Source organism: Shewanella putrefaciens (assembly GCF_016406325.1).
Classification (GTDB): domain Bacteria; phylum Pseudomonadota; class Gammaproteobacteria; order Enterobacterales; family Shewanellaceae; genus Shewanella; species Shewanella putrefaciens.
On record NZ_CP066370.1, the window covers coordinates 1,206,050 to 1,224,334 of the forward strand.

15 protein-coding genes and 1 other annotated feature are annotated in these 18,285 nt (G+C 43.7%); of the genes, 8 read left to right on the forward strand and 7 right to left on the reverse strand.

Annotation, left to right across the window (positions count from 1 at the left end; genetic code table 11):
- Window positions 1-8: 8 nt before the first annotated feature.
- From tyrA to JEZ96_RS05500, 4 genes are all read left to right on the forward strand, one after another.
- A complete protein-coding gene (gene tyrA / locus JEZ96_RS05485) occupies window positions 9-1,148 on the forward strand; it encodes a bifunctional chorismate mutase/prephenate dehydrogenase (RefSeq protein ID WP_025007385.1) in 1,140 nt (379 codons plus the stop codon).
- 217 nt (window positions 1,149-1,365) lie between these two features.
- Window positions 1,366-3,030: a hydroxylamine reductase gene (hcp, locus tag JEZ96_RS05490; protein ID WP_011790260.1), complete on the forward strand. Its 1,665-nt coding sequence runs from the start codon at window positions 1,366-1,368 to the stop codon at window positions 3,028-3,030.
- A gap of 76 nt (window positions 3,031-3,106) precedes the next feature.
- On the forward strand, window positions 3,107-4,222 hold the full coding sequence (locus JEZ96_RS05495; RefSeq protein WP_061782659.1) for a hybrid-cluster NAD(P)-dependent oxidoreductase: 1,116 nt from the start codon (window positions 3,107-3,109) through the stop codon (window positions 4,220-4,222).
- Window positions 4,223-4,363: 141 nt separating this feature from the next.
- Window positions 4,364-4,699: a hypothetical protein gene (locus tag JEZ96_RS05500; protein ID WP_011790258.1), complete on the forward strand. Its 336-nt coding sequence runs from the start codon at window positions 4,364-4,366 to the stop codon at window positions 4,697-4,699.
- 128 nt (window positions 4,700-4,827) lie between these two features.
- Here the strand turns inward: JEZ96_RS05500 and JEZ96_RS05505 are convergent, their stop codons facing one another.
- Together JEZ96_RS05505 and pepA are read right to left on the reverse strand one after the other, a co-directional pair.
- Window positions 4,828-6,807 carry a chorismate mutase gene (locus JEZ96_RS05505; protein WP_011790257.1) on the reverse strand — a complete coding sequence of 660 codons (1,980 nt, stop codon included), beginning with the start codon at window positions 6,805-6,807 and terminating at the stop codon, window positions 4,828-4,830.
- A gap of 40 nt (window positions 6,808-6,847) precedes the next feature.
- Window positions 6,848-6,967, reverse strand: a sequence feature (Phe leader region).
- 189 nt (window positions 6,968-7,156) lie between these two features.
- Window positions 7,157-8,665, reverse strand: coding sequence for a leucyl aminopeptidase (pepA, locus tag JEZ96_RS05510; RefSeq protein ID WP_011790256.1), 1,509 nt, complete (start codon window positions 8,663-8,665; stop codon window positions 7,157-7,159).
- 256 nt (window positions 8,666-8,921) lie between these two features.
- Between pepA and lptF the strand changes: the two genes are divergently transcribed.
- Both lptF and lptG read left to right on the forward strand, forming a co-directional pair.
- Window positions 8,922-10,034 (forward strand): LPS export ABC transporter permease LptF, encoded by a 1,113-nt coding sequence (gene lptF / locus JEZ96_RS05515; RefSeq protein WP_011918898.1) that lies wholly within the window; start codon window positions 8,922-8,924, stop codon window positions 10,032-10,034.
- Window positions 10,031-11,089 (forward strand): LPS export ABC transporter permease LptG, encoded by a 1,059-nt coding sequence (gene lptG, locus JEZ96_RS05520; RefSeq protein WP_011790254.1) that lies wholly within the window; start codon window positions 10,031-10,033, stop codon window positions 11,087-11,089. Before lptF ends, lptG begins: the two co-directional genes overlap by 4 nt.
- Window positions 11,090-11,164: 75 nt before the next feature.
- On the opposite strand, the gene JEZ96_RS05525 is transcribed toward lptG, so the two are convergent.
- The 4 genes from JEZ96_RS05525 to JEZ96_RS05540 are packed head-to-tail and all read right to left on the reverse strand — an operon-like array spanning window position 11,165 to window position 12,841.
- A complete protein-coding gene (locus JEZ96_RS05525) occupies window positions 11,165-11,674 on the reverse strand; it encodes an RDD family protein (RefSeq protein WP_011790253.1) in 510 nt (169 codons plus the stop codon).
- Window positions 11,675-11,720: 46 nt separating this feature from the next.
- Window positions 11,721-11,978, reverse strand: coding sequence for a DUF2960 domain-containing protein (locus JEZ96_RS05530; protein WP_007646407.1), 258 nt, complete (start codon window positions 11,976-11,978; stop codon window positions 11,721-11,723).
- Between the two features lie 18 nt (window positions 11,979-11,996).
- Window positions 11,997-12,347, reverse strand: a complete 351-nt coding sequence (locus JEZ96_RS05535; RefSeq protein WP_006082592.1) for a DMT family protein — start codon at window positions 12,345-12,347, stop codon at window positions 11,997-11,999.
- 2 nt (window positions 12,348-12,349) lie between these two features.
- The gene (locus tag JEZ96_RS05540) at window positions 12,350-12,841 is read right to left on the reverse strand and encodes a GNAT family N-acetyltransferase (protein WP_025007387.1); all 492 of its coding nucleotides are present in this window, start codon (window positions 12,839-12,841) and stop codon (window positions 12,350-12,352) included.
- 388 nt (window positions 12,842-13,229) lie between these two features.
- Between JEZ96_RS05540 and JEZ96_RS05545 the strand changes: the two genes are divergently transcribed.
- Both JEZ96_RS05545 and JEZ96_RS05550 read left to right on the forward strand, forming a co-directional pair.
- The gene (locus JEZ96_RS05545; protein WP_011790250.1) at window positions 13,230-13,862 is read left to right on the forward strand and encodes a YqiJ family protein; all 633 of its coding nucleotides are present in this window, start codon (window positions 13,230-13,232) and stop codon (window positions 13,860-13,862) included.
- 36 nt (window positions 13,863-13,898) lie between these two features.
- The gene (locus JEZ96_RS05550; protein WP_025007388.1) at window positions 13,899-15,671 is read left to right on the forward strand and encodes a flotillin family protein; all 1,773 of its coding nucleotides are present in this window, start codon (window positions 13,899-13,901) and stop codon (window positions 15,669-15,671) included.
- Between the two features lie 142 nt (window positions 15,672-15,813).
- Here JEZ96_RS05550 and JEZ96_RS05555 read toward each other — a convergent pair whose 3' ends face one another.
- Window positions 15,814-18,150: an OmcA/MtrC family decaheme c-type cytochrome gene (locus JEZ96_RS05555; protein ID WP_025007389.1), complete on the reverse strand. Its 2,337-nt coding sequence runs from the start codon at window positions 18,148-18,150 to the stop codon at window positions 15,814-15,816.
- Between the last annotated feature and the right edge of the window lie 135 nt (window positions 18,151-18,285).

Below are 18,285 nucleotides of genomic sequence, written 5' to 3' on the forward strand. Positions count from 1 at the left end.
ACTCAGGTATGAATGAAAAAACAACGGCCGAATTAGAACATCTTCGAAGCTTAATTGATGGTGTCGATCAGCAATTACTGCATTTACTGCGTAAGCGCTTGGATCTCGTTGCACAAGTGGGCACGGTGAAACACGGCGCTGGTTTACCCATTTATGCACCGCAGCGTGAAGCTGCCATGCTAGCTAAACGCCGTGATGAAGCAAAAGCCCTAGGAATTGAGCCGCAGTTGATCGAAGATATTTTGCGTCGTTTGATGCGTGAGTCTTATCTTAATGAGAAAGATGTTGGCTTTAAACAAGTCAAAAAAGATCTAGGAACTGTGGTGATTATCGGTGGTAAAGGCCAGCTTGGTGGACTATTTTCACAAATGCTGACCTTATCTGGCTACCAAGTAAACCTGCTCGATAAAGACGATTGGCAACAGGCGGATAGCTTATTTGCCGATGCGGGCATGGTATTAGTGACTGTGCCGATAGCGATTACCTGCGAGCTTATTCGTGAAAAACTGACTCAGTTACCAGCAGATTGCATTTTGGCCGATTTGACCTCTATCAAGACTGAGCCAGTTAAAGCCATGCTTGAGGCGCATTCTGGTCCCGTCGTTGGTTTTCATCCTATGTTTGGTCCTGATGTTGGCAGCCTAGCGAAACAGGTTGTCGTTGTTTGCCATGGTCGCTCACCAGAAAAGTATCAATGGCTACTTGAGCAAATAGCAATATGGGGGGCGAGGATTGTCGAAGCCGAACCTGAGCGCCATGATAGTGCGATGCAGCTAGTGCAGGCAATGCGTCATTTTTCAACTTTTGTATACGGTTTGAATCTGTGCAAGGAAGAGGCGGATATCGATACTTTACTGCAATTTAGCTCGCCGATTTATCGTTTAGAGCTCGCTATGGTAGGGCGTTTGTTTGCCCAAAGTCCTGAGCTTTACGCTGATATTATTTTTGCTCAGCAAGATAGTCAGCATGCAATTGGCGATTATTTAGATAACTACCGTGAAGCCCTAGATCTGCTCAAACGGGGTGACAGGAACGAGTTTATTAAGCAGTTCCAAGCTGTTGCTCAGTGGTTTGGGGATTTTGCACCACAATTTCAGCGCGAAAGTCGTATTATGCTGCAATCGGTCAATGATATGAAAACCAATTAATTAATAATATGTTACGCCATAAAAACGCCCATCATTGATGGGCGTTTTGTTATGTCAACATCGACGTTGTCACATTGAGTATTAGCAATCACTTAAGGTGATAACCCTCGCAAATTTGAGAGAGGATTTTAAAAATATCTATCGCTTGTACAGGGTTTCGGTAGACTAAGTTTAAACATGCATAAATAAAGCATGAATTTAAATTAGGAGTCTATCCATGTTTTGTATTCAGTGTGAGCAAACTATTCGTACACCAGCAGGTAATGGTTGTAGCTATTCTCAAGGTATGTGTGGCAAGTTGGCCGCGACATCTGACTTGCAGGATTTATTAATTTATATGCTGCAAGGGGTTTCAGTGTATGCGGTTAAGGCCCGTGAGTTAGGTATTGTCGATGCCGAAATCGATAGTTTCGTACCTAAAGCATTCTTTTCTACTCTGACTAACGTTAACTTTGATGATGAGCGCATAGTCGCTTATGCACAGCAGGCTGCTAAATACCGCGCTAGTTTGAAAGCGGCTTATGAATTAGCCTGTGAAAGAGCGGGAAAAGTGGCAGAGCAAGTGCCAGAAGTGGCACAGTTAGTGTTGGGCACCAGTAAAGTTGAAATGCTCTCTCAGGCACCTATCGCGTTATTGAATAAAGACAAGCATGAAATCCATGAAGATATTCTTGGTTTAAGATTACTCTGCTTATATGGCCTTAAAGGCGCCGCAGCCTATATGGAGCATGCTCGCGTGCTTGACCAAACAGACGCTGAGGTTGCGGGCCGATTTCACGAAATCATGGCATTCTTAGGTGAGTCGAGTGTTGATGGGGATAAGTTATTTGCCACAGCGATGGAAATTGGCCAATTAAATTACCGTATTATGGCGATGCTCGATGCGGGTGAAACCCAATCCTTCGGTCACCCCGAACCAACGGTGGTGAATACTAAGTCAGTTAAAGGCAAGGCGATTTTAGTCTCTGGCCATGATATGAAGGACTTAGAGCTTATTCTTGAACAAACCGTAGGTAAGGGCATTAATGTCTATACCCATGGTGAAATGTTACCAGCACTGGCATATCCCGCGTTTAAAAAATATCCTCACCTTGTTGGTAACTATGGCAGCGCTTGGCAGAACCAACAGAAGGAATTTGCCAATTTCCCTGGCGCTGTGGTGATGACATCAAACTGCATTATTGATCCAAATGTGGGCAGTTATAGCGATCGTATTTTTACTCGCAGCATCGTTGGCTGGCCTGGCGTTATGCACATCATCGGTGATGACTTCTCGGCAGTAATTGATAAAGCACTTGCTTTAGAGGGTTTTAATTACGATGAGATCCCGCACAAAATCACTATAGGTTTTGCTCGCAATGCGTTAATGGCGGCAGCCCCTGCTGTGGTTGAAAATGTGAAAAATGGTTCAATAAAACACTTTTTCCTTGTGGGTGGTTGTGACGGTGATAAAGCCGACAGAAGCTACTTTACTGAACTTGCTAAATCCACACCTAAGGATTCAATAATCCTGACGCTAGGTTGTGGTAAGTATAAGTTCAATAAACTCGAATTTGGTGATATTAACGGTATTCCGCGTTTGCTCGATGTGGGTCAATGTAACGATGCTTATTCTGCGATCCAGTTAGCGATTGCATTAGCTGAAGTGTTTGAATGTGATATCAATGAATTACCTCTGAGCTTAGTGCTTTCTTGGTTTGAGCAAAAAGCCATTGTTGTATTGCTGACCTTGCTTTCTCTTGGCGTTAAAAATATCCGGACAGGGCCAACACCTCCTGCTTTCTTAACGGCAAACTTAGCCAAAATTTTAGAAGATAAGTTTGGTTTAAGAAACACGACCACCGTTGAGGCGGACTTAAAGACCATGCTAAACGTGGCTTAACTCAGCCTAGAACTATTGGTTAGTTGCGGTTTTAGCTGAATGGGTAAAACCGCAGTTTTTCGTGGGTAAAATTGCTATGAATATGAGTGTAATATCGAAAGCAGAGGCTTTATCTATTGCTCCCAAGCTAAAGGAGAGCTTCAATCATTTAGTGTGTGTTGAGCGTTGGGAAGAAACTGCTGATGTGGTGAGTTTTCGTTTTCAGGCGGGCGAGCCAATGAAGTTTGATTACAAGCCGGGGCAGTTTATGACCTTTGTGCTTGAGATTAATGGGGAACAGGCTTGCCGTAGTTATACCTTGTCATCTTCGCCTTCGAGGCCTTATTCCTTAATGGTAACGATAAAACGTGTCCCTGGTGGGCTTGTATCTAACTATCTTATCGACCATCTTTTGCCTGGTCAGAGTGTCAGAGTGTTACCACCTACAGGTCAGTTTAATCTGTTTGATATTCCTGCACAGAAATATCTTTTTTTGAGTGCAGGTTGTGGCATTACGCCCATGTACTCTATGTCGCGATATTTAACTGACAGTCAAATGGATGCAGATATCGCTTTTTTACACAGCGCTCGAACAGAAGTTGATATCATTTTTAAATCCTCCTTAGAAACCATGGCTCAACGTCACCGCAGTTTTAAACTTCGTTATATGTTGGAATCTGTCACTACCACCAAACCTTGGCATAACGAGCCTATATTCTATGATACAGGCCGATTAGATGCCGAAAGTTTACGCAATTTAGTGCCCGATTTTGCTGAGCGAACGATATTCTTGTGTGGTCCAGAACCTTATATGCAATCGGTAAAAAGCATCCTTAACGAGCTTCAGTTTGATATGAGCCAATTGCACCATGAGAGTTTTGCTACTGCGGTTAAAGAGGCACAAAGCCGAGTCAAACAAGCTGAAGTACTGGATGTAGAACACGCAAATGCCAGTTCGTCTTTTATGTTATCAATCGGCGATAAAACGCGAGCCTTATTACCTGAGCAAACCTTGCTTGAAGGTATTGAAGCCGAAGGTTTGCCTATTATTGCCGCTTGTCGCTCAGGCGTTTGTGGGGCTTGTAAATGCCAAGTGGTAGAAGGAACGACTGAGTCGAGTAGTACCATGACCTTAACACCTGCAGAAATTGAAGCGGGTTATGTTTTGGCCTGTTCAACGAAACTAACATCGGATGTGACGCTCGTTCTCTGAACGCAAAAATACCAAGGATATATTTTCATCACACAGAAATATTTTAACTCCTGAGTTGCGATTCTTGCTGTGAGAACGTAAGGTTAAAGACAAGGGCGTAGTTGTTTGCGCCTAGTCTATTCGTCTGGCTGGAGTCTCTCAATGACAACGACAACCACTTATGCCGCAAAAATTGAAGATCGCAGCCTTGGGCATTTGCTTTATGCATTGATGTCGGGCTTTCCCTTACTTTTACTGCCTGTATTACTGAGCCTATTTATTAATCTCTCTCAACGCCAATCTCATGGGAATGCACTTTTGGTATCGCATTTGCGTTGGCAGCGACATTCTAATCTTATCTTTATTGGCTTATTAGTGCTTGGCTATTGGGTGCCGATAACTTGGCTCAGTCTTTCGATTTATCTGTTTGGTATTATTTGGTTTTGCCATCGTATTATTAAAGGCTGGCTGGGCCTTATCGATGGCATCGAAGTTTAGTTGTACTCTCCTGTCTACTTGCACTTTCGAGTTTGGTTCACTTTTTTTGTTAGCTTTATGCTTTGATAGCTGTAAATGACCAGCAAACGAGTTGGTCATTTACGCTTTATCAGAGGGACATTTCCCTGTCAGTTGTACAGTTCTCTTACAACTGAACTCATCAGCTTAAGTGAATCATTGTCATTTAGGTTGCAGTTAAGCACTAAACCATCGGCTTTTAATTGTTTAATACCTTTGGTTTGTAAGATCAGTGCTTCATCCGCGATGGCGTAACAAGGATTGATGACGATAGGAAGATGACTGGTGGCTTTTATCTGAATAAGGCTCGTTAAATCCAATGTAGGAAGATTAGCGTTATTGAAGGTGCGAACGCCCGAGTCACAGAGGATCAACTGTTGATTCCCTTGGCTTAAAATGACTTCCGTTGCCGCTAAAAACTCCTCATAGCTCGCCATATCGTTACGTTCAAGTAATAGTGGGATAGGCAGAGTCCCTGCTTGAGTGAGTAAGGATTGATTAAACATATGTTTACCTGTCAAAAACAGCATATCGCCCTGCTGAGTTGCTAGGACTATATCAATTGCTTGCTCAATGGCGATAATGCATAACAGATCGTATTGATGCAACGTTTGGCGAAGCTTTGGCAAGATAAGTTCTGGACTGACAAGCTGGTTAATGTTGTCCAAAATAACGGCTTGAAATCCCGCTTCTTTAAGCTGTTTTATTTTATGTTCAAACTGCGTTAATGCTAAGTGAGACTGCTCGTGTGTGAGCACTATCTTAGCTATTGCGCCGATATTACCCGCACCAATGCAGAAAGGGCCGCAGTTAATCTCGCTTGCCTGTGCTTTGTAGGCCTTACTGTATCTAAATGGATTAGCATCGGGAACGGTATCGCTAATCACTTGGGTTTTCGAGGTGCTAGGTTCAATTAATAGCTGGCTGTTGCTCAGTTGGGTTGGTTTTACCGTCTCGCAGGGATAACAACCTAATACTTTGATAAATCGAGTGATCCGCTCTAATTGTTTTAATCCTGCTTGCATCGCTTCACTAGAAATATTGGCATCAATATCAAGGTAAAACATTTCCTCCCAAGGGGTTCCGGGAATCGGTCTTGATTCGAGTTTACTCATATTTAGCTGATGAGCTTTCAATACCAACAGGGCTTCCACTAATGCCCCCGCCTTTTGGCCCGTTGCCATAATTAAAGTGGTTTTTGCAGGCAGTTGTTCTGGCACGGCAACGGCTTTTCGGGCGACAACAATAAAGCGGCTCTGGTTAATCTTCTGATTTGCAAGTCCCGCTTCTATGGATTCTAACTGGTATAACGCACCACCTTCGACGCTACCAATAGCTGCGGCGCTATTGTCTGGGCTCTGATTGACCCTCTCCATCGCTTCAGCACTGCTTGAACAGTATTCTAGCCTTAAGTCCTTATGCTGGCTTAGGTATCTGCTACATTGACTAATTGGTTGAGGGTGGGCGTAAACGGTTTTAATGTCGCTTATTTTACTGCCGGCTTTAGCTAACAGACAGTGGCTGACTTCGATAGTCGTTTCGCCGACGATGGAAAGGCTAGTGTGTTGCAGTACATCATAAACTTCATTAATGGAACCCGATGAGGTGTTTTCAATCGGTAGGAAACCGTAATCTGCATGCCCTGATTCTACTGCTTGCACTATTTCATCGAAGCTTTGGCAACCTAAGTCCAGCATATCGACTTGACGGCGCTGGCAATAACGCGTTGCGGCAAGGTAAGAATAGGAGCCTCGAGCACCCAAGTAGGCGATACAATATTGCTGTTTTTGTGTCTCTGGATTGGCACGGCCGTGCAGATATGCTTGTTGATTTAATACTGAATCTTCAATGATGCTTTGGTAAAGTGAGATCACATAATGGGCATCGAGGCCTTTTTCTCTCCCTGCTTTGACCAGCCTAGCGAGGAGTTCTTTTTCTCTTTGTGTATCCCTAATCGGTCTGACATCAACCTCTTTACTGCGGGCAACTTCTAAACTTAAGCGGCGGCGCTCGGCGAGTAATGAGAGAAGTTCATTATCGAGATGGGTGATTTGCTCTCGAGTTTGATTTAAAGGCTGTGGTTTATGCATGATGACCTCAATTGCCGCCGTGTATTAATCAATCGTTTAAGACAAAAAAGCCTCCCATTTGGGAGGCTTTGGATTTTTACTTTCGTTTTTACACAGTAAATCCGCCTCCTAGAGTGGGGGTGTAAAAAAGAAAGTAAAAAAAGTTGCTGTCATTGTTTTCATGGGGTTAAAACTAAAGGGCTAGGGCGCGGCTGTCAATCAAAACTTGTTTAATATGAGGGATTGTCAAATAACAATCAGGGATAGCTTAATGTTCCTTAGGAGTAATCATAAAAACTCTATTTTCAAGGAGATAAAAAAGGCGAAGAGGATTATCTTCGCCTGTTTATATGTTAGCTTTGAATTAAGTTTATTCGCCTAATTCAACGCCAGCACGATTGATCAAAAATTGAGTCAAAAGAGGGACAGGACGACCCGTCGAGCCTTTATTGGCGCCACTATTCCATGCTGTGCCTGCCACATCTAAATGGGCCCAATTGTACTTTTTAGCAAAGCGCGATAGGAAGCAAGCTGCAGTAATGGCTCCCGCAGGACGACCGCCTAAGTTGGTCATATCCGCAAATGGGCTGTCGAGCATATCTTGGTATTCATCCCAAAGAGGCATGCGCCAAGCGCGATCACCGCTTTGTTCACCTGCATTTAGCAGCTCGTGCGCCAATGGGTTGTGCGATGAGAATAGGCCAGAAGCATGCTTACCTAAGGCTATCACGCAAGCCCCTGTGAGGGTCGCTGTATCAATAACCAGCTCAGGTTCAAAACGCTCAACATAGGTTAATACGTCACATAGTACTAAACGACCTTCAGCATCGGTATTAAGCACTTCAACGGTTTGGCCTGACATTGTGGTCAGAATATCACCTGGGCGATAAGCATTCCCCGAAGGCATATTTTCACAGCCTGCGAGTACACCCACGACGTTGATGGGTAAATTCATTTCACAAATGGCTTTCATTGTGCCGATAACACCCGCTGCACCACCCATATCGTATTTCATCTCATCCATAGCTTCGCCAGGTTTTAATGAAATGCCGCCAGAGTCAAATGTTAACCCCTTTCCAACCAATACGATCGGCTTTTCAGTGCTGTCGATTGCGCCTTTATATTCCATCACTGTCATGATGGATTCATTCGCACTAGCACGACCAACTGCGAGGTATGAGTTCATCCCCAGTTTGGCCATTTGCTCTTCGCCGATAGTAGTAACATGTAGATTTTCGTGCACTTCGGCCAGTTGACGCGCTTGAGAGGCCAAATAAGCAGGATTACAAATATTAGGTGGCATGTTTGCGACATCGCGACACAAGTGCATACCGGCAGATACTGCCATACCGTGTTCAATGGCGCGTTCGCCTAAGGTTAATTCTCGGCGAGTCGGGACATTGAAAACGAGTTTACGCAAAGGACGGCGTGTTTCCCCTTTACGGGTTTTTAGGGCATCGAAGCTATACAGACTACTGTTAGTCGTTTCAACGGCTTGACGTACTTTCCAATAGGTATCACGGCCTTTAACGTGTAATTCAGTTAAAAAGCATACAGCTTCCATTGAACCTGTTTCATTTAATGTGTTGATCGTCTTAGTGATGATCTGCTTATATTGGCGTTCGTCTAGTTCTCGTTCTTTGCCACAGCCAACTAATAATACGCGTTCGCTTAGTACGTTAGGGACGTGGTGCAGTAATAACATCTGCCCAGGCTTTCCTTCCAAGTCTCCACGACGCAACAGGTTACTGATGTAACCCTCACTAATTTTGTCTAATTGCTCCGCGATACCCGATAGACGACGGGGTTCATAAACACCGACAACGATACAGGCTGAGCGTTGTTTTTCGGGGCTACCGCTCTTTACGCTAAACTCCATGGGCACTCCTAGATTCTTAAAGACAAATTTTTATATTTATTGGATAATGTCTGCTTGTCCCGAAAAGGGCCTAAGTTATTACTCCAAAGGTGATTTATTCTCGGTACTTGAGTCGCATGTTTTTGTTAAACAGCAATTAAACTTAAGTTTACCAAGAACCCCTGAAGCTGGTCAGAAAACTATCAAAAGTAGACAGTTTACATGAAAGTTAGTCTGTTACCAGCAAAAAGATAAGTTTAGAGACCGGATCCTGCCTGTGATTGTATTTAGATACCTTATTCGAGAAGTTTTTAAGGCACAAATTGCCGTACTTTTGGTGCTGTTAACTATTTTTATTAGCCAGCATTTTGTGCGCATACTGGCCGACGCCTCTGATGGCGAATTTCCTGCTTCATTAATTGTGACCCTGATTGGACTTAACATTCCCGCCTTAGTCGTTTTGGTTTTACCCTTAAGTTTGTTTTTGGGTATTTTGGTGGCTCACGGCCGCATGTACTCTGAAAATGAAATGGTGATCCTCCATGGCGTAGGCGTGAGTGAATGGTATGTCACTCGGGTGACGTTAATTCTGGCTGTAGTGAATATGTTGTTTACGGGGTACTTATCGCTTTACGTAACGCCATGGGCAGAGGAACAACAAAATCAAGTGCTTGAAAAAGCACAATCTGAGGCTGGACTTGCCGCGTTAGTTCAAGGACGCTTTCAAGCAAGTCCTAACGGCCGTGCGGTACTGTTTGTCGAGCGTATTGGCAAAGATAATGAATTAGAAAAAGTGTTTGTGGCTCAGCTACCTGATCCCTCCGATGAAACGGGGGTGACAAATGTTGTCGTGGCTAAAAACGGTCGCGTATTAGAAGACAATATGGGCGCTCAGCAATTACAACTTAATAACGGTGTTCGTTATCAGGGGAGCCCAAGATTAAAGGACTACCAAATGATCGAATTTGGTGGCTATAAAATGCAGATTAAAGAGCAGCAGGTGGATGAGCGGCGCCGTAAATTATCGGCATTAACCGTTACCGATTTGCTTAAAGTTGAAAGCGCAGAAGCAGTCGCTGAATTTCACTGGCGGCTTGCTATTCCCCTTGCGATTCCCATCATGACGTTGATTGCCGTGCCTTTAGCAAGGGTCAATGTGCGTCAAGGCAAATTTGCTAAGATGTTACCCGCAGTACTGCTGTATTTGGGGTATTTTGGATTGATGGTAGCAGGTCGTAAAGCATTACAAGATGGTGTTATTCCACAATATTTAGGTATGTGGTGGATACATTTATCGGCACTGATTATGGGAATATTTTTATTGGGTAAAGATAGACCTTTATTTGCACGTTTATCTACTGCTATGGCACGTAAGAAGGTGGCCGTATGAAGATCTTAGACCTTTATATTGCCAGAGTGATTTTAAGCACATCTGCTTTGTGTTTACTGGTGCTGACGGGGTTGTCTGGCATTATTAAGTGGGTTGACCAACTGCGCTTGGTGGGACGTGGCACTTATACCATGATGGACGCAGGTATTTATGTGCTTTTTTTAATCCCCCGTGATATTGAAATGTTTTTCCCCATGGCTGTGCTGCTTGGTGCCTTGATTGGTATGGGAATGTTAGCGTCTAACTCCGAGCTTGTGGTAATGCAGGTATCTGGATTGTCCCGTTTACAAATTACCCTTTCTGCCATGAAGACTGCTGTGCCACTGATGCTCATGGTGATGGCTCTTGGTGAGTGGGGAGCGCCAGTTGCAGAGCAAAAGGCTAACGAGCTGCAAGCGATAAAACTATCCGGCGGTAGTTTGATTAAATCCCACCGTGGTATATGGGCGAAGGATGGCGATTTGTTTGTCAATATAGGTGAAGTGGAAAATATCACCAAACTTAACAATATCACGCTCTATAAGTTCAATAGTGAACTTAAACTCACTAAGGTTGTGCATGCTGAGCGGGCTGTATTTACTCGCGATAGTTGGCGTTTGTTCGATGTTAAGCGAACCGATTTGACCTATGATCAAGTAACCTTAGAGCACCTTGAGGAAGATATATGGCAATCGAGTTTAACACCCGATAAGCTCAGTGTTGTATCTGTTAAACCCGAAGCACTATCCATTCAAGGTTTACTCGGTTATCTCGACTACCTTAAAACCAATAGCCAAGATCCTAGTCGTTATGAGTTAGCGTTAGGGCGTAAGCTGATGCAGCCTGTCACGGTTGGGGTCATGATGTTAGTGGCGCTGTCGTTTGTGTTTGGCCCCTTACGTACTGTGACTATGGGCGCTAGGGTATTATTAGGTGTTGTCGCGGGTTTTAGCTTTTACATCAGCAATGAAATCTTTGGCCCTATGAGTATTGTTTATGAGCTACCCGCGTATGTCGGGGCGATGGCGCCGAGTTTGCTATTTACCGGGATTGCCTTCTACTTTATTCGGCGATGATACCTCTATTTAGCTCATAAAAAACGACGCATAAGCGTCGTTTTTTATGGGCTATTTTGGCTAGATTCTGGGAGGTTAAGCCCCGTGCCAGTTGCGCATTTGATTGGCTTCCTTTGATAGTACAACCACTTCGGAGCGTGTCATCATATCCTGCAAGGCTAATTTATCTGTGTTAATCAAAATCCATAAATTACCAACGCCAAGCAGTGACCAAATGATGCGAGCATAGGCAGTGATCAGGCTTAAATTTTGGCCGTTAGGATGTTGGATTTTAAGGCGCCAGGCGCGCATACCTAAGGTTTGCCCACCTCGACTCCAAAATAGCGCATAGAAAGTACCAACACACAGGGCGAGCCATAATTGATAAATACCATGGTAAATTGGCGTACCATTTAAGGCGTCTGAAATATGCTCAAAGCCATTCATACTGACCAGCCCTGAAGATGTTAGACCGAAAAATATTCCAAAACCAATAGCACCCGCAAACATATAGACCGCAAGGGCTAATAACAGATCATAGATGGCCGCACCTAATCGGCGAAAAAAGCCTGCCCGTGGAAAGTTGGCGTGTTCACTGTTTAACATTGGCAAATCCTAGTCTCAAAAAGGTGTTACTAGAGCATAATGATACTTATGCTTCGGGCTCTTCATCACGAACAAAGTGAATATTACTAAAACCAAAACGGGCAAATTCAACTTTTCTAAAATCCTTTTCCGCCTTTGCGCCTTTGCGTGAGGTCATGGCAATTTGTTGTTCCATGGCTAAAAACTTCGTAAGGTCAATGCCTTCCGCTTCGGCGACGGCTTCATATAAATCATGGTGTTTGTCGTAGCTAAAAGCGATAGTTTTAGTCTGACCTTTGAAGGTATAAGTGACTTGACGAGCCATGGGGGAAAACTCCTGAAATTAATTAAATTCACTTCTAAAAATAAAATACACTGCGCCTAGAATACACAAGCCTGCCCACAGATAATCGAGTTTTAAGGGTTCTTTCATATAGAAATAGGCAAAGGGGACAAACAGACTTAAGGTGATGACTTCTTGCAGAATTTTTAACTGACCGACATTCATTACCGTGTAACCGATACGGTTAGCAGGTACTTGTAGTAAGTATTCAAATAGGGCGATCCCCCAGCTCACTAAGGCTGCAATAATCCAAGGTTTTGAGCCTAGGGTTTTTAAATGGCCATACCAAGCAAAAGTCATAAAGATATTGCTAAGACAGAGTAAGCCAATAGTTGTTAGGGTGGGATTCATTTTTAATCTCTATGATTAATTTTATAAATCATGTACATGGCATCATGGGTGTAAGAGCCAAGACACTTATCAATGGTGTGAGGTTTAAACCCCATTTTTCGCCAGTAGCTATCGGCGCCTTGCACTGCAACTAAGGACAATGAGTTGAGGTTAAAACGATCCGCTAATAGTTTTAATCGGGTGAGCGCCTTAGTCCCCGCGCCTAAACCTTGGGCTTTGGCTGAAATCGCAATATCGTGTAGATATAAGGTATCAGCCTTAGGTAAATGGGTAATAGGCTCATATAACGCCGGTGGCATATTTGTGGTCCAAGGATGAGCCAAACAATAACCAACAACGGACTCATTGACTTCAAATACAAAGCAGGACTGGGGTGATACTTGCCATTTACTTTGCAGTACGTGCAGTGGCTCAGGATCCAGTTGTGAGTAACACTCGTCTTGGATCGCTAAAATGGCATCCCAATCCAGTGGGGTGATTGCACGCAGTAACATGGCCGATATTTATCCCGTTCAAAGTGTCCCGATTAAAATAAGCTCGGCATTATATACCCAAACAACCTTAAGTTGCAGAATTGAGTATGGATTTAACGTACTTTATAAGGCCATTTATCGTTACTGTCGAAATGACAACTACGTAACCTATGGTCATTGCGACGATTTGCAGAGCAAGTGGCTAAGTCAGTTTTGATTGTATTCGTTCAACATGACTGAGAATGTACAGGGATAATTGCAATAGCATTGGTGCATAAAATGGAAGGAATAAACCCATTTTAGCGTTCATTTTTAATTTAGAAACGATTCGTATCTTGCTATTCTGTCGTTCACAAGTTGATAATTACAGTGACATAAATGGAATGCTGTATTGTTCAAGGAGATGATTATGTGGGCGTTTTTAGTTGAGCAGCCAAATTTACCTTACACCATTGCTTTTGCCTGTGTGCTTTTTCTGGGGGTGTTTGAAGCTTTAGCCCTCTTAATTGGTTTAAGCATGTTAAGCGCCTTGGATCAATGGGTACCTACCGATGTTGATTATCATCCCGATATGGGTGGCGGCCTTACAGGAATTGCTGGTTGGTTATGCCTCAATCGGCTCCCTCTGCTGATTTGGTTTGTGCTTGCACTGACCAGTTTTGCCATTGCGGGCTATCTCGTCAATTTTATCAGTTTAAGTGTCGTGGGCGTTCTTCTGCCACAACTGTTTACACTGCCAATTGCTGTCGTGGCAAGTGCCTTTGCTTGCCGATATCTAGGACGATTACTTGCCGACCATTTACCTAAAAATGAATCAAGTGCGATATCGCTAGATGATCTTAGTGGTTATGTTGGCACTATCACTTTAGGCTGTGCCATAAAAGGCATGCCCTCCGAAGCGGTTGTCCGCGATAAACATCAACAAAAACATTATGTTTTAGTCGAACCTGAAACTTCAGGGATCGAGTTTGCCTCAGGCACCCAAGTGGTGCTCCTTAGACGTGAAGGCCGAGTATGGTCTGCAACACGCTTTGATAATTAATCTTGAAAGTCATATTTTAATCGAGAAGGAAATCAAATGGATGTATTAAATGATGTAACGAACTCAAGCTACTTTTTCTTGCTGATTGCCTCCATGGTTGTGGTCGGTCTGACAGTGATCGGGCTGATTTTTGCCAAGCTGTATAAGCGTGCCACGAAAGAAATGGCTTTTGTACGTACAGGTTTTGGTGGTGAGAAAATTATAAAAGATGGCGGTGCTATTGTGCTTCCTGTATTGCATGAAACCATTGCCGTCAATATGAATACTTTGCGTATTGAAGTTGAGAAAACCCAAAAAGATGCCCTTATCACTAAGGACAGAATGCGGGTCGATGTGAAAGCCGATTTCTATCTACGTGTAGCGCCCAATTCAGAAGGTATCTCCATGGCGGCGCAAACCTTAGGTACGCGCACTACCCGAGTGGAAGAGCTTAAAAAGTTGATGGAATCAAAGTTTGTTGATGTGCTGCGTGCCGTGGCTGCAGAAATGACCATGACAGAGATGCATGAGCAGCGTGCCGATTTTGTACAGCGTGTACAGAATAACGTGGCTAACGATCTTGAGAAAAACGGTCTCGAACTCGAATCGGTTTCATTAACGGGTTTTGATCAAACAGATCTACAGTTTTTTAATGAAAACAACGCATTCGATGCTGAAGGTCGTGCTCGTTTGGCGAAGATTATCGAAGAAAAACGTAAAGAGACCAACGATATTCAGCAGGAAAACCGTATTAAGATTGAACAGCGTAATTTAGAGGCCGAAAAAGAGTCGCTGGAAATTGAAAAGTCGGAAGAAGAAGCCCGCTTGATCCAGCAGCAATCCTTAGAATTTAAACGCGCCGATCAGAAAGCTGAAATCATCAAGCAGAAAGAAAATAAGGCCCGTGAAGAACGCGAAGCCGAGATTGCCAAAGAGCGTGCTATCGAAACCGCAGAAATCGAGAAAACCAAAGATATCGAAACCCGCGAGATTGAAAAATATAAGCTCATTGAGCAATCACGTATTCAACAGCAACGGGATATTGAAGTTTCTGAGCAGGAAAAACGTATCGCTGTGGCGGCTAAATCTGAAGAAGAATCCGCAGCCCGTGCCCGTGCTGCCGAAGCTGAAAAACTGAAAGTTGAGAAAGAAGAAGCGGTAATTACAGCGCGCCAAGTAGCCGAAGCCAATCGTCGTAAAGAAATTGAAGTGATTGATGCCCGTAAAGAAGCTGAACGTGATGCGGTAGGTGTGACAGTGCAAGCGGAAGCTGAAAAACGTGCCGCTGAAGACAGATCGAGTGCCATTTTGATTGAGGCACGCGCCAGCGCCGATGCAAAAAAACTGCAAGCAGAAGCGGATGAAAAAGTGTATGCCGTTGAAGCTGCGGGTAAACAAGCCTTATATGAAGCAGAAAACGTGCTGCGTGATGAACAAATTGCCTTGCAAAAATCCCTTGCCATTCTTAAAGCTCTGCCAGAAATTGTCGCACAAGCCGTTAAACCGCTGGAAAACATTGAAGGGATTAAAATTCTTCAAGGTTATGGTACAGGTAATCAATTTACTGCCGGTAGCGAAGGCGTTCAACATCAAGGCGGTATCGCTGAACAAGTGACTAGTGCCGCGTTAAATTATCGCGCAAATGCGCCCGTTGTGGATGCGATGTTAAGAGAGTTAGGCTTAGTAAATGGTGAATCAGGGACGTTAAACGATCTCTTAAATGGCAATAATGCGCTTACTACAGAAGCCTTAAATGTCGTTAAGTCAGCTAACACTGGACTCAATGGTTATAGCCAAACACTGGTTGTTGATAGTCAACAGCGTGATTAGTCTGATGATTAAATCATCGTCCTAAAAAATAGCCGCTCACATGGTGAGCGGCTATTTTCATTAACAATAAATTTTAGCGGTAATCTTGGCAATATAACGACAAAGTTAATCGCCGTGACTGACTAGATTAAGATGTCGTCTTTTACTTGTGTACCTTATCAACACCAGAAGATCGGCCTTCGGCATGACAAACTGCGCATGATTCTTGTCCTGGCTGATAAATTCGACCACCGCTGGCATCACTTTGATAAACACCACCAAAGCCTCGTGCATGGACGGCTAAACTATCAAGTTTAGTATGACATGCACTACAGGTTGCTAACGTGGGTGAGTATTCTGCAATTTGCCCTTTGTTAGTGGCACCTGGCGTGGCAACTAAGAGTGATTGTTGCTCATTCAGTCCGCTAAGATCTAATTGACCTTTACTATGACATGAGCTGCAACCATTTTTAGAATTGGGATAGGTCAGTTCTGGACGTGGTTTACCAAAACCTTCAACAGTCCGAGTCCCTGCATGCAGTGAGTGCACCATTTCTCTATAGCTTAAGGTGTTATTAAGCGTTCTATACGGCTTGATTTGATCCGATCCTGGGGTATGCATTAAGTTGGCATTGAGATACATCACTGTCTCACTATTATGGCAACTACGGCATTGTCCATCGGTTAATGCGGTTGATGTTTGAGGCGCATGACATGTACCACATTGGCTATTAGGCTCAAACATACTGCCTAACTGATGTGCGGAAAGCACTCTATCCTCTAAGCCTTTGTCATGGCATTGGCGACAAGCGTTTTCGTCAGCTTTGGCTTTAGTGGTAACCGCATCACCCGACAATGTCAGCGAGTTAATAGCACTGAGACTGACATCCTGATTAGCTATATCGCAATTAACGGCATATCCGGTATTTTTATCAGCACAAAGCACTAGCTTACTGTAGAGCTTGGATTGGGTTAAATGACCAAAATCTGCAGTTGAAAGCTGAGTAACGGTCACTTTCAGTTGATTGGCTCCCATGATGCTTAATGAAACATTTGGGTCATTTGCCAACAGATTCCATACTTTACGTTGTCCGTTGTTTACCGGTAGATTGGTGCTATCGGCTTGACCTGTCGCAATCAACCAGAAGGATTTTATCATAGGCTGAGTGGCAGGCAGTTGATCCAGTTGCTGCACTTGCAATGTGACTTCAAGGGATTGAGCATCAGTATTTATCTTTGAACTCAATAGTTTTACTTGATAATCACTTGCTAATTTTGCTGCAGTCTTGGTCTTCGCGTTATGGAATAAGCCAACACCTTGAGGGTTGTTACTATCAGGATGGCAACCACTGCAACTCAATGCCCATGCGTTTGCAAAAATTTCCCGATTGTGGAACAGGCCTGCAACAGTACCATTCCAGTCGGCGGGAATTTGCCCTTTATGGCAGTCAAGACAGGCTGTTTTACTCGGAATATTGTAATTATCAGTTTGGGCAGTCGCACCGGGAATATGGCACTGCTGACACTGTTTCATATCACCTGGGTAGGTAACATTTGAGAAGTCATATAACTGTCCCTTATAACCCACCACTTGATATTTTGCCTGATGGATCTGATGCGTTAGCGTTGCCATATCCAGACTATTAGCGGTTTCTGGATCGCCCGAATAGCTTGTGTGGCACATAACGCAGCCTTCATAGGCAAATCGCTTACTTCCATGCATTAACAAGCGGGTATCCGCATTGGCTAGGTCATCATTATGGCAGCGAAAACAAGCTTGTTCAGGTGCGATAACTACTCGTCCTTCATCTGCCTTTGCAGCTTGTCCTGTTGCCGGAACAAAGTCATATACCGTATTGATTAAGTGAGTTTCGATAGGGCTAGTTGCAAGCGGTTTTAACTCAAGATAGATCCTATGGGTGCGTTCGGGTGCATATTGAGTATCTAACCCTGAAAATTGAGGGTAGCTCGTTAGAGGTTGACTGAAAGTGTAACGGTATTGACCGTTACCCAATGAGGTTAAACAGTCACTTTTACAGCTCGTTTCAATACCTGCTTGCCATTGTGTCGCAGCCGTTACTTGAGCATTTGTAGCGGGTTCTACCAGTTTATTGATGTAACTTGTCCACTGCAGTGCAGGATCTGTCGTGCTCGTAGCCTCTGTGCTTATGGCTGTTTTGGCTTGATAGTGAGCCTGTGGAGGCGCCAGCTTAGCAATGCCTACACCTAAGGTATCGAGATCTTTAAGGTTTTCTAAGCCTGTAACGGCAATACCATTGGCATTGCTCAAGAAGAAATCAACTTGAACTTGGGTTTTGCTATCGATTGTTACATTTTCAATCGTTGCTTTAAGGGAGTTAGCTTGTTCAATGGTAATGCCCACTGTACCTGGTGGGCCTTCTTTACCATCATCACCATCGGAGCAGGCTGTCATTAGACAGACTGCCATTGCGATCGGCGTAAACGCTATCCACTGAGAACGGGTATTCGTTTTCATCATTTTCCATTCCTTTTTAATTAGATTCTGTCGGGACTCTAATCGGAATGTATGCGCTCTAAATATTAACTCGGATATTAGTGGAGTTGCACTTAATTAATATTAATTAATGAATATTTTTGGCTTTATATGTTGATA